The following is a 12,059-nucleotide window of genomic DNA, read 5'->3' on the forward strand; positions in this document are numbered from 1 at the left end:
CTACGAAGCGACCCGCACAACCAGTTGAAGAAGAAGCCACCACAGCAGCAGACTGACCGGAGCGCCCATCACCACGCCCCGCGCCAGCGAAGGCTGGCCCACATCCGGGGCGGTCCAAGGATCACCGAGGGGCGTGCCTGTCCCGGCACGAACATCCGCAAGGCCGCTCATCCGACCGCCCTCCGCGTTTCGGACCAGCCGGCTTGCGGCTGATCGAACAGCGTCAGCACATTGGTGCCGCCCATAGGACCGGACCAGGAGCGGACGACGGAGGGATAGCCCGTGTGATAGCCTTGCAACCACACAGCGCCGGCGCGCAGGGCCAGATCGGCCTCCGCGCGCGTTTCCACGCCCTCGACCACGACATCGCGGACAAAGCTGCCGGCCAGGCCGATCAGATGATGCAGCGCGACGCGATCTGGCTCGGAACTGGCGGCCCGGCGCAGGAAGAAGGCGTCGATCTTGATGATATCCGGCTGCAGCGCCAGCAGGGAACGCAGCGAGGCATGGCCAACGCCGAAATCGTCCAGCGCGACCCGCACGCCGAGCTTGCGCAACCGCGCGGCAAAGCATGTCGCCTCGCCAATATCCGGATAATGCGCGGTCTCGGTGATCTCGATAACGAGACGGCGCGCGACGGACGGCATGTCGCGCAGGCGCGGCATCAGCTCATCCCACCACCCACCGGGACAGGCGCTGTGCGCAGAGATGTTGGCGCCCAAGCACACGTCGGGATCGCGCTGCAGTTCCTCGATCACCGTCGAGACCACATAATGATCCAGCACGCCGACCATGCCCAAGCGCTCCAGAGCGCCGATGGCGGGGCCGGCCGTCTCCTGACGCCCATCCTCGAGCATCCGCAGCAGACATTCATGATAGAGCACAGCGTCGCCCTGCGCGCCGCTGCGCACCGGCTGCCAGACCGGAAGCAGCCGCCCGTTCGCCAGCGCCGAAAGCAGGGACGCAGCCTGCGCCATGTCGGCCCGGTAACGCTGCGCCCAGTCGGCCTGCGTATCGATCAGGTTGCCGTTGAAACGCTGGGTCGTCAGGCGACACGCCAGATCGTCCCGCGCTGCGCCAAGATCGGCATCGGAATGAACATCCGGCAGCAGGGACCAGGCTGCACTGACGGCGAGCCGCAGGTCCGCGTTAGCGTGAAGGAGCGGCCGACCAGCGACCGCGACCGCAAAGCGCCGGGCGAAATCCGCACATGCCGCGTTCGTGAAGGCTTGCCCGAAGGCCGTCGGCGACCAGACCACCGCCGTGATCAAATCATCGCAGACCGGCATCACGACCCCGTCGCCGCCGAGCACCTCACCGAGCAGACCGGCCAGCAGAGCGCGCGCGCCTTCACGCACAGCTTCGCCATAAGCCTGGGCAAGGTGGGACAGGTTATCGATCCTGAACCCCACCATCACGAGTTCGGGTGCCGGCCCCACCGAAAGGTTAACCGGCACCCCGAAATCGTCTGCCATCCGTCGCGCCATATCCAGCATCCCAAACCCCTCTGAGTCCGTGACAGAATACTGAATACTGTTTCAAATGACTGTTTTTGCATCCTTTTGCAGTGCGGAAACGCCTGGATGGCTTGCTCATCATCGGTGCACCGAGAGGGAGATGAGGCATGCTGAACATGGTTTATGGCAATGAAGGGCAGCGCAAATATCTGACCCAGGAAGAGCGGGCCGCCGTGCTCGCCTATGCCGCGCGCGAAGCGCCCGAGACCTATACCTTCTGCATGGTACTCGCCGTGACAGGATGCCGGATCTCGGAGGCCTTGGCGCTTACGCTCAGGAGCATCGATCTGCGCTCGCAATGCATCATCATCGAAAGCCTCAAGAAACGGAAAAGGGGGATTTACCGCGCCGTTCCGGCCCCGCTGGAGTTGGTGAAGCTGATCCACAAGGTCCATGGCCGGGGCAATGGCGCGGACGACAGCCTGCTATGGACATGGTCGAGAATGACAGCATGGCGAAAGGTCAACGCAATCATGCAGGCGGTCGGCATCAAGGGGATGCAGGCGACGGCCAAGGGTTTTCGACACGGATTTGGCGTATCGGCCATCCACTCGGGCGTGCCATTGAACATGGTGCAGAAGTGGATGGGGCACACCGACATCAGCACCACCGCCATCTACACCGGCGCCGTTGGGCGGGAGGAGCTGGAGATTGCGAGCCGAATGTGGGGAAGCAGACCACGCCAGCGGAGTCGGCGCCAAATCGGCCTGAAGGGAGTGACGGGCACGCTCGGAAGCGCCTGGCAGTCGTAAACGGGCAGAAGGTTAAGGGCGTTTGCGCTCTTGGCCTTCTCCTTGCCGGTCAAGGCAGGGGCGAGAAATATTCTATATTTTTCAAAGTGTAAAATGGCGTGGGCCGACTATTGGTTCGGGCTAAATCGACGTCAAAAGCAGATCGATAATTAAATAATTTAATGGATTCCGTTGAAGCTGTTGCCAGAAGATACAGTATTCAGTATTTTGTAACGTGTAATTTTATTCATCTTCAATGCCTTACCCGTTTTATGTTGTCATCATCCGACTTTAGACCGGCATGGTGCGACCCAGCAATGCTGCGCTGCAAGAAAACCTTAACGGACGACAGATTTGGAGCCTGACACGGCTCAAATGAACCCTGCCTGTCCCGCATGTCGAGCGCCGTATTTCAGAAGCAGATCGGATACACGAGACTCCTAACAAATCAGGAATTTCCAGTAAAATTAAATAGAATTAATTATAGGTTAAATATTGCATAATAACCATTATTGTTGACTATTTTAAACGTTTCCTCCTTCAATCATCAATCTCCCTTCCGTCCAAGATTCCCCTACGTCTGCGGCGATTTTTTCGGACGCCCTGCTTATGCGAGAGGGCAATTAACGCCAAGCTCTTCTCGGTCGTCATCCGCCGGACAAAGCCGCGTCCGCCTACGGAACTGGAACCGAGTCCCCTTGCCGCTGTCAGGAAGATGACGATGCTGGAGAGGCGAATCCCTTGAATCGCTGTCGCCGGACTGATCTTTCCCCAAGCTCGATGGCCCCTGAATGGCCCTGCGGGCGTCGGGTTCCCGTCTCCGCTTGCCCTTTGGAGCTAACCCGCTTCAACGCTCTGACGAGACGAACAAAAAGAAATTGATCCCGCTTCCGCATCTGCTATCGGTTTCGTTGATTACTCAACGAGGGGCGGATGACTGACACCGAAGTTCTGATTATCGGCGCTGGGCCCGTTGGGCTGCTGCTCGCGCTGGACCTGGCATCTCGCGGGATCCACGTTGTCGTCGCCGAAATGCGCCCAGCCGGTCAGCCGCCCAGCGTGAAGTGCAACCATGTGTCCTCGCGCACGATGGAAACGCTGCGCCGCCTCGGCCTGTCGCGGGAGGTGCGCGCGGTCGGCCTGCCGCACGATTACCCCAATGACATCGTGTTCCGCACGCGGATGACCGGCACCGAACTCGCGCGCATCCCCATCCCGTCGCGGCGCAACCGCTATCAGCACAGGAGCGGCCCGGATGGCTGGTGGCCCACCCCCGAACCGCCGCATCGGGTCAATCAGATCTTCTTCGAACCGATCTTCTTTGCCCATGCTGCGCAGCACCCGAACATCACGCTGCTCAACGAGACCCGGTTCGACAGCGTGCAGGACGAGGGGGGAAGCGTGCGCGCGCTGCTGACCGACCTCCCGAGCGGTGCGTCCCGAGAAATCCGCTGCCGCTACATGGTCGGCTGCGACGGCGGCAGTTCCGCCGTGCGCAAGCAGATCGGCGGAAAGCTAGAGGGCGATGCCGTCGTCCAGCGCGTGCAATCCACCCTGATCGACGCGCCCGATCTTCTCGATGCCCTCGGCAGTGGTCCGGCGTGGATGAACTATAATTACAATCCCGATCGCGCCGGGACCGTGCTCGCCATTGATGGCGAGCGGCGGTGGCTCGTCCACAATTATCTGCGGCCCGATGAGGAGACGTTCGAGGAGGTCGACCGGGATCGGTGCATTCGGCACATCCTGGGCGTCGGGCCGGACTTCCCTTTCACGCAACTCTCCAACGAGGACTGGATCGGCCGGCGACTGGTCGCCAACCGCTTCCGCCAAGGCCGTGTCTTCATCGCCGGCGATGCCGCGCATTTGTGGGTGCCTTATGCCGGCTATGGCATGAACGCCGGCATTGCCGATGCCATGGACCTCTCCTGGATGCTCGCCGCCACCTTGCAGGGCTGGGCGCCCGAGGGAATCCTCGACGCCTATGTCGCAGAGCGCAAACCCATCACGGAACAGGTTTCCCGCTTTGCGATGGGTCATGCCAGCGGCGCCATCAAGGAGCGCAACACCCTGCCGCCGGAGATCGAGGACGACACGCCCGGAGGCGAGGCGGCGCGCCAAGCCGTGGGCGCGGCTGCCTATACGCTCAATGTGCAGCAATACGCCTGCGCCGGCCTGAACTACGGCTATTTCTATGATGCTTCGCCGATCATTGCCTATGATGGCGAGGCCGCGCCGACCTACACCATGCACGACTTCACGCCCTCGACCGCGCCGGGGTGCCGCGTGCCGCATTTCTTCCTCGCGGATGGGCGCTCACTCTACGACCTTTGCGGGCCGGGCTACACGCTGATCTGCATTGAGGACGAGGGTGAGGCCGCGCCGGACGTCGAGCCGCTGGCTGCGGCGGCGCGTGCTTGCGGGATGCCGCTCACGGTCCTCACCGTGGATCGCGCGCTCGATAACGTGCCGGAGGTTTACCAGCACCGCCTGCTGCTGGCCCGGCCGGACGGCCATGTCGCTTGGCGCGGCGATGCTATCGACGATGCAGCCTCGCTCGTGGATCTGCTGCGCGGCGCACGAGTGGCAGCGTGAAGCGCGACCTTAAGGGGTCGCACTGTCGCCCGCCTGCTCTATAAGTTGATCTATCAACACAAGCCGCAAGGACATCCATGACTGACGATCCCCTCGCCCTTCGCTACGATCATGTCTTCGACATCCGCATCAATTTCGACAAGCGCTGGGCGACTGGCGCCATCCATGCGGGCGGCCCCAATCACGGCTACACGTCCGTAGGCGAAGGCAGCACCGTCGAGGGGCCGCGCCTCAATGGCAAGCTGGTCGATTATAGCGGCGCAGACTGGCCGGTGGTCCGCACCGACAAGGTGGTGGAGCTCAATGCCCATTATATGATCGAGGCGGATGACGGCGCGCTGATCTATATCCGCAACCTTGGCTATGTGCACGGTCCGCTGGATCTACCGGATGGCACCAAGACATCGTCCTATTTCCGCTGCACGCCCTATTTCCGCGCGCCGGACGGGCCGCATGGCTGGCTCAACCGCACCGTGATCGTCGGCGTTGGGCAGCGTCGCCCGAAACTGACGCCGGACGACGCGCCGGACCATTCGCTGTTCCGCTATTACGCGATCATTTAACCGCGTCGGTCGACACCGGTTGCGAAAGCACGACCAGCTGCTCGCCGATCTTGGCGAGCAGCTGGTTGAGCGTCTCACACTCCTTGTCGGAGAGTTTCGCGGTCAGCAGTTCGTGGAAGGCTTTCCGTTCGGCCAGCGCCGCGCGGTATCGCTCCAGCCCCACGGCAGTCATCTTGAGAATGGGCGCCCGCCGGTCATGGGGGTTCTCCATGCGCAGCGTATAGCCCTTCTCTTCAAGGGTGCTGACGGCGCGGCTGACTTCAGCCCGGTCGACCCAGGCCATCTCGGCCACCTGCCGCACCGTTCCCCCCTGGTGCATCGTGGCGAGCCGCGCCATCACCCGCCATTCCGCATAGGTGATGTCCTCAATCTCGGCGAGATTGCGAATGGTCAGGCGATCCATGATCTTGGCGATCAGCGTCATCCGGAACGTCGGATAGTTGAGCTCATCAAGGTTCCAGCCGGGGAGCTGGACCTCGTCCGCCGCGCCTGCTTTACGACCGCTCACCTTCGACTGCACTTTCTCATCGCTCATCTTTCAAATCGCTGCCCCCTTGCCCGGCCCACGCCCCAGCGGTCAAGCTGCGGCGACGCGCCCCCAAGCCACGTCGCCAAACTCTTCCACTGCAACAATTGCGCGGCAAAAGCAATTCATTGAGTCATCAACAGTCTTGCGTCGCCGACTGGCCGGTCTATACCGTCTGCGCGCCGGCAAGCGCCTTTCGTCCCACCCCCTATTGCGCAGGCCCCATGACCAACGACGCCTCGACCACCCCATCGCAGCGACATTATGGCCCCGGCTATCGCGCCATGCTGCTGGCGCTGATCATGCTGGTCGCCGCCTTCGCCTATATCGACCGGGTGATCGTGCAGACGCTTGGGCAACCGATCAAGGAGGATCTTGGGCTCACCGATTTCCAGCTCGGGCTGCTGGGCGGGCTCGGCTTTGCCATCCTCTATTCCACGCTGGGCTTGCCGATCGCGCGCCTTGCGGAACGACGCGACCGGATCACGATCATTTCCGTCTCGGTGGGGCTGTTCTCGCTGATGAGCGCGCTGTGCGGGCTGTCGGCAAATTTCTGGCAGCTCTTCCTGTGCCGGATCGGCGTCGGCATCGGCGAGGCGGGCGTGCAGGCACCTAGCACCTCGCTCATCGGCGATCATTTCCCGCCGCATCAGCGCGGCTTCGCGATCACCATGATGCGGCTCGGCTCCCCGCTCGGCTCGTTCATCGGTGCGCTGGCGGCGGTGTGGATCGCCAAGGACCATGGCTGGCGGACCGCGATGATCGCGGTATGTGGTCCCGGCCTCATCGTCGCCCTCCTCTTCCGCCTGTTGCTGCGCGATCCGCCCAGAGGTTTAAGCGATGGCCTGAGCAACGGCGCCCGGCCGACCAGCAAAGCCGCGACGCCGCCCCCGCCGATGGGAGAGGTCATGAGCATGATGGCGCGCAAGGCGGTGTTCCGCAATCTGCTCATCGGCCTCGCCCTTTCTAGCATGGCGCTCTACGCCGGCGGTGCTTTCACGGCGCCGTTCTTCATGCGCGTCCATGATCTCTCGATCACGCAGGCCGGCGTCTATGTGGCGATCATCTCGTCCACGGCGGCCACGGCCGGCATGGTGCTGGGCGGCGTCGGGATCGACTTCATCGCCCGGCGCGGACAGCATTGGTATGCGCTGCTGCCCTTTTGTGGCATCGCCACCAGCGTGCCGCTCTATCTGATCGGCTATTCGCTGGGCAGTCCGCTGCCGGCGCTCGTCTGCCTGACCGTGGCCGGCGTCTTCCTGTTCTTCTATTCGGTGCCGACGTTGGTCGCCCTGCAGAACCTCGTCGCGCCCAATGCGCGGACGACGGCGGCCTTCATCTACTTCTTCATCGCCACGCTGGTCGGCGTTGGCCTCGGCCCGCCGATCATCGGCTTGGCGAGCGACATCTTCGCCGGTCTGGCAATGCCCGGCTTCAAGAGCGTCTGCACGGCCCCCCGCCTGACCGGCGCCTGCGCGACAGCCTCCGCCTGGGGTGTGCGCCACGCCCTGCTGGCCAGCATCGCGCTCTATGCGCTGGCTGCCTTCCATTATTGGCGCGCGGCCTGCGCGCTCAAGCGGGACGCCAGCCTATCGGCCTGATCGGACGTAGCCCTAAACCCTGAACCGAGCGCAATCGTCCTTTTCTTGCGGCAAGGGATTGCATCGCCCGAACAATCGACATAGTTGCGACTTACTCGCATTATCGATTCATTCAGGGGGCTGTCTTGTCTTTTCTCCGATCCGTTCTGCTGGCGTCCGTCGCGCTGTCCGCTGCCCCCGCTATGGCCCAGATGGAAGGCGCCCCGGCGGAAGCTGGCGCGGATAGCGACGACACGATCATCGTGACGGGCCGCGTTCAGCGCCTCTACCGCGCGGATGAGACGACGGTCGGCAAGGCCGCCGAAGACCCCATGAACATCCCGCAGGCCGTTCAGGTCATCAAGTCCGAGCTGTTTGCCGATCAGGGCGCGCGCGATGCGACCGACATCTATCGCAACATCTCCGGCGTGAGCGCCTTCAGCTACGCCGGTGTCACCTTCCGCGGTTTCCGGCAGGACCAGTCCTTCTACGATGGGCAGCGCGGCAACCCGTTCATCGGCTTTTCCGTGCCGCAATTGTTCAACATCGAGCGGGTGGAAGTGCTCAAGGGGCCGTCCGGCCTGTTCTTCGGCCCCGGTTCGCCCGGCGGCATCATCAACTATGTCTCCAAGACACCATCCGACAAGCGCGCGCTCAGCATGGTGGTGACCGGCGGCAATTACGACCGCGTCGGTATCTCCGCCGAGGCGACAGGGCCGATCGATGCCGAGGGCATCGTCACCTATCGCGTGGGTGGCTTCTATGAGTCCATGGACCCTTACCGGCTCAACACTCAGAACAAGTCGCGCATCGCCGACGCTGGCATCGCCATCAAGACCAATGAAGGCGGCAAGCTAACGCTGCAGGCGACCATCTATGACAATGAGCTGCGCGCCAATCGCCTGCGCGGCGTGCTCGTCGATGATGCCGGCAATTTCCTCACCGACATTCGCTGGAACGCCAATGAGCCGACCGACTTCCTGCACCTGACAAGCGAAGCCTATCAGGCGCGCTATCAAACCGCGATCGGCGAGCGGGTGACCTTCGATGCCGGCGTGCGTTACTTCACCGCGCGCGAGGTCCAGCAATATCATGAGCCGCGTGGGCTGGACCCCAACAATTCCGATCTTGTCCGCCGTGAGTTCCGCGACCAGATCCGCCCGGTCGATGGCCTGTCCTTCATGGCCAACGCCACAGCGCGTGTCGATCTGTTCGGCATGGAACATAAGTTCCAGGCGGGTGCGGACTGGTATGACGAGACGAACCTTCTCGACTCCCGCATCCTGCGGGCCGGGGTCAGCTCGCTCAGCCTCTCCAACCCGATCTACGGTGCAGGCAAGGGGGATGCCGCCCGCGCCGCCCTGCTGCCCTTCACCACCACCGACACACGCTCGAAGCGGCGCGGCGTCTATCTGCAGGACCAGATCAGCCTCACCGATGCGCTGCTGCTGGTCGGCGGGATGCGCTACGACTGGTTCCAGGACAAGGTGACGACCAGCACTGGCGGCACCGTCAGCAGTCGATCATCCTACACTGATAATGATATCAGCTTCCGCACCGGTCTGATCTTCAAACCCCGACCGGACGTTTCGACCTACGTAAGCTGGTCGCAGAGCTTCGAGCCGCAGAGCGCCGCCAGTCAGGACGCCAATGCGGGCGGCCCCTTCGCGCCGGTGACTGGCAATCAAATCGAAGGCGGTATCAAGACCGAGCTGCTCGACGGGCGCATTCAGGCGAATGCCGCTGTGTACCGGATCGTGCGGCGGAACATCCTGCAGGTCGATACCACCCGTGCGCCGGTCAACGGTGTCGATCAGTTGGCGCCCATCGGCGAAGTGACCAGCAAGGGGTTCGAGATCGACCTCGCCACGGACATCACGCCCAACTGGGTGTTGCTCGTCAACTATGGCTATAACGACGCCCGCATCACCGACACGGCCCCCGGCCAAGCCATTACCAATGCCGTCGGTGACCGGTTCGCCAATGCCCCGCGCCACAAGGTCGGCTTCTGGACGCGCTATCAGCTGCCCGTCATCGACACCGCTTTCGCCTTCGGCGGCGAGCATGTCTCGCGCCGCATCAGCCTATCCGGGCAGACGGTGAAGCCCTACACGATCTTCGACGCCTCGATCACCAAGGGGCTGGGCTTTGCCGAGGTGCTGCTGCGGGTGGATAACATCTTCGACACGGTCTACGCCGCCTCGGGCTTCAGCGCGCAGAGCGGGCACTTCCCCGGCGAGCCGCGCACCTTCCTCGCCGAGCTGCGGTTCAAGTTCTAAGCGTTCATGACAAGCGCCCGGAAGCCCAAACCCCGTTCGATCTGGTGGCGTGTCCATAGCTGGGCGGGGTTAAAGCTATCGATTTTCCTGACCTTCATTCTCGCGACCGGCACGCTGGCGGTGTTCGCGCATGAGATCGACTGGCTGGTGACTCCAGCCATGCGCGTCACCCAGCAGGATGGGCCCGTAGCAAGCTGGGGTGCGATTGCGCAGGCGGCCGCCCGCGCGGAGCCGGAGGGGCGGCTGCAGATGGTCCACGCCCCACTCGATCCCTGGTTCGCCGCGGAGGTGTGGGTGGACATGGGCAAGGGTTCGCCCCGCCGCGTCTATGTCGATCCCTGGGAAGCGCAGGTGACCGGCACCCATGGCTGGGCCAATGTCCACCGCTTCCTACGGCAGGTGCATCGCCACCTCATGCTGCCGACCAAGATCGGCATTCCCATCGTCAGCGCGCTCTCGCTGCTGCTACTGGCATCGCTCGTCACGGGTATCGTGACGTACAAGAAATGGTGGCGCGGCTTCTTCCGCGCGCCAAGACGCGGGGACTCACGACGCTTCCATGGCGACCTGCACCGCCTTGCCGGCCTGTGGTGCCTGTGGTTCGTCGCGCTCATCACGGTGACCGGGCTCTGGTATCTGGTCGAAACGCTCGGCGGTCGGGCGCCGGTGCCGGAGCTGCCCGAGGTCGCCGCCGCCACTGCGCCGCCGCCGACCGGCGCCGCGCTGGATCGGCTGGTCGCAGTCGCCCATGCGGCCAAGCCGACGCTCTCGATCAGGGAAATCCGCTTCACGCCGGACAATGGCGTCATCTTCCTCGGGCAGGATCAGGCCTGGCTAGTGCGGGACCGCGCCAATGGTGTCGCCGTCGATCCCTCCACCGGCCGCGTGACCGCCCTGCTCGATGGGCGCGACCTCAACGCCCATCAGCGTATCTCGGAAATGGCTGACCCGCTCCACTTCGGCGACCTCGGCGGCCTGCCGACCAAGATCGTCTGGTTCCTGTTCGGCGTGCTGATGACCGGCCTCTCGGTCACCGGGACAATCATCTACGCCCGCCGGCTGCAGAAGGCCGACGGCATGGAGGGCGGCGCCCTGCGCGCGGCCTGGGCAGGCATGGGCGTCTGGGCCTATATCGCCACCGCGCTCATCCTGCTGGCGCTGGTGCTGACGCCGGGCGCAATCGGCGGCGCAAGCTGAAGACGACCTGCATTGCCTAACAATTTTATGGAGCCAATGACCGCCCCGCGCGGCACTGTGCGCCCTATGAAGATCGTGAGAACAAGGGCGTTGCGAGTGAAGGCTGTTCGGAAAATCATCCTCTCCGGCATGATGGCTTTGGCGGGCGTCGCTGGCCTCAGCGCCTGCGCGACCAGTGGTCTGCCAAAGGCAGTGTCGAACGAGACGCCGCTCGGCTCTGGCCCATTTCCGGTGACCCCGTCCACCGATGCCCGCCTGCCCGATCACACGATCTATGATCCCCTGCGGGGGGGCACGCTGCCGAACCAGAAGCTCCCTATTGTGGTGTGGGGCGTTGGCGGCTGTCTGGACAAGGGCACGTGGTTCCGCTGGTTCCTCAGCGAGATCGCCTCCCACGGCTATCTCGTCGTGTCGAACGGCAAGATCGGCGCGCTGGAGGATCAGCGCTGGCGACCCGAGCCTGCCCCCAACCAAGGCCCGCCCGATCCGGCAACGGCACCGCCCGCCCCGACATCGGCCCGGCAGCTGATCGCCGCCATCGACTGGGCCATCGCCGAGAACAGCCGTGCCGGTAGCCCCTATCAGGGCCGCATCGACACGGCGAACATTGCGGTGATGGGCATGTCCTGCGGCGGCGTGCAGGCGATCGAGGCGGGTGCCGACAGGCGCGTGACCACCACCGTCGTGTGGAATATGGGCCTGTTCCCTGACGAGTCCGGCCTCAATGCCACCGCCGGCGGCAAGGCGCTGGTCAAGGCCGATCTGGCCAAGCTGCATGGTGCGGTCGCCTATATCAGCGGCGATGAGATGGATGTCGCCTTCCCCAACGCGAATGACGACTTCGCCCATCTGCCGAACATCCCGGCCCTGCGCGCCTATCGCAAGCAGACCCCGCATGAGGGCACCTATTGGGAGAAGAATGGCGGCGAGTTCGGCAAGGTGGCCGTCGCCTGGCTGGACTGGCGCCTCAAGGGCGATCCCCACGCGCGCGCCATGTTCGTCGGCACCGATTGCGGCCTGTGCCGCAACCCGCGCTGGGTCGTGCGGCAGAAGAACCTGCAATAGCGCAGC

10 protein-coding genes are annotated in these 12,059 nt (G+C 63.7%); 7 read left to right on the forward strand and 3 right to left on the reverse strand.

Annotation, left to right across the window (positions count from 1 at the left end; all coding sequences use genetic code 11):
- On the reverse strand, window positions 1–171 hold the full coding sequence (locus M2332_RS08610; protein ID WP_264573736.1) for a hypothetical protein: 171 nt from the start codon (window positions 169–171) through the stop codon (window positions 1–3).
- Window positions 168–1,475, reverse strand: coding sequence for an EAL domain-containing protein (locus tag M2332_RS08615; RefSeq protein ID WP_264573737.1), 1,308 nt, complete (start codon window positions 1,473–1,475; stop codon window positions 168–170). Before M2332_RS08615 ends, M2332_RS08610 begins: the two co-directional genes overlap by 4 nt.
- A gap of 149 nt (window positions 1,476–1,624) precedes the next feature.
- Between M2332_RS08615 and M2332_RS08620 the strand changes: the two genes are divergently transcribed.
- The 3 genes from M2332_RS08620 (at window position 1,625) to M2332_RS08630 (ending at window position 5,406) form a co-directional block, all read left to right on the forward strand.
- Window positions 1,625–2,269 carry a tyrosine-type recombinase/integrase gene (locus M2332_RS08620; protein ID WP_264573738.1) on the forward strand — a complete coding sequence of 215 codons (645 nt, stop codon included), beginning with the start codon at window positions 1,625–1,627 and terminating at the stop codon, window positions 2,267–2,269.
- A gap of 912 nt (window positions 2,270–3,181) precedes the next feature.
- Window positions 3,182–4,843 (forward strand): FAD-dependent oxidoreductase, encoded by a 1,662-nt coding sequence (locus M2332_RS08625; protein WP_264573739.1) that lies wholly within the window; start codon window positions 3,182–3,184, stop codon window positions 4,841–4,843.
- Window positions 4,844–4,920: 77 nt separating this feature from the next.
- On the forward strand, window positions 4,921–5,406 hold the full coding sequence (locus M2332_RS08630) for a DUF3237 domain-containing protein (RefSeq protein WP_181558549.1): 486 nt from the start codon (window positions 4,921–4,923) through the stop codon (window positions 5,404–5,406).
- Here the strand turns inward: M2332_RS08630 and M2332_RS08635 are convergent.
- Entirely contained in the window at window positions 5,399–5,941 is a 543-nt protein-coding gene (locus M2332_RS08635) for a MarR family winged helix-turn-helix transcriptional regulator (RefSeq protein WP_264573740.1), read from the reverse strand. The two genes, M2332_RS08630 and M2332_RS08635, sit on opposite strands and share 8 nt — an antisense overlap.
- A gap of 215 nt (window positions 5,942–6,156) precedes the next feature.
- Here M2332_RS08635 and M2332_RS08640 point away from each other — a divergent pair, with 215 nt between their 5' ends.
- The 4 genes from M2332_RS08640 (at window position 6,157) to M2332_RS08655 (ending at window position 12,053) form a co-directional block, all read left to right on the forward strand.
- On the forward strand, window positions 6,157–7,533 hold the full coding sequence (locus M2332_RS08640) for a spinster family MFS transporter (protein WP_264573741.1): 1,377 nt from the start codon (window positions 6,157–6,159) through the stop codon (window positions 7,531–7,533).
- A gap of 125 nt (window positions 7,534–7,658) precedes the next feature.
- Window positions 7,659–9,791 carry a TonB-dependent siderophore receptor gene (locus M2332_RS08645; RefSeq protein ID WP_264573742.1) on the forward strand — a complete coding sequence of 711 codons (2,133 nt, stop codon included), beginning with the start codon at window positions 7,659–7,661 and terminating at the stop codon, window positions 9,789–9,791.
- A gap of 6 nt (window positions 9,792–9,797) precedes the next feature.
- On the forward strand, window positions 9,798–10,988 hold the full coding sequence (locus M2332_RS08650) for a PepSY-associated TM helix domain-containing protein (protein WP_264573743.1): 1,191 nt from the start codon (window positions 9,798–9,800) through the stop codon (window positions 10,986–10,988).
- A 96-nt stretch (window positions 10,989–11,084) separates the two neighbouring features.
- Window positions 11,085–12,053, forward strand: a complete 969-nt coding sequence (locus tag M2332_RS08655) for a hypothetical protein (protein WP_264573744.1) — start codon at window positions 11,085–11,087, stop codon at window positions 12,051–12,053.
- Window positions 12,054–12,059: the final 6 nt, after the last annotated feature.

The sequence above is a fragment of the Sphingobium sp. B11D3A genome, assembly GCF_025961695.1.
Taxonomy (GTDB): Bacteria; Pseudomonadota; Alphaproteobacteria; order Sphingomonadales; family Sphingomonadaceae; genus Sphingobium.

Bases quoted from the DNA above. Each gene is read 5' to 3' on its own strand.
- M2332_RS08625 (WP_264573739.1), top strand. From the start codon at position 3,182: ATGACTGACACCGAAGTTCTGATTATCGGCGCTGGGCCCGTTGGGCTG.
- M2332_RS08640 (WP_264573741.1), top strand. From the start codon at position 6,157: ATGACCAACGACGCCTCGACCACCCCATCGCAGCGACATTATGGCCCC.
- M2332_RS08620 (WP_264573738.1), top strand. From the start codon at position 1,625: ATGCTGAACATGGTTTATGGCAATGAAGGGCAGCGCAAATATCTGACC.
- M2332_RS08650 (WP_264573743.1), top strand. From the start codon at position 9,798: ATGACAAGCGCCCGGAAGCCCAAACCCCGTTCGATCTGGTGGCGTGTC.
- M2332_RS08610 (WP_264573736.1), bottom strand. From the start codon at position 171: ATGAGCGGCCTTGCGGATGTTCGTGCCGGGACAGGCACGCCCCTCGGT.
- M2332_RS08615 (WP_264573737.1), bottom strand. From the start codon at position 1,475: ATGGCAGACGATTTCGGGGTGCCGGTTAACCTTTCGGTGGGGCCGGCA.
- M2332_RS08630 (WP_181558549.1), top strand. From the start codon at position 4,921: ATGACTGACGATCCCCTCGCCCTTCGCTACGATCATGTCTTCGACATC.
- M2332_RS08635 (WP_264573740.1), bottom strand. From the start codon at position 5,941: ATGAGCGATGAGAAAGTGCAGTCGAAGGTGAGCGGTCGTAAAGCAGGC.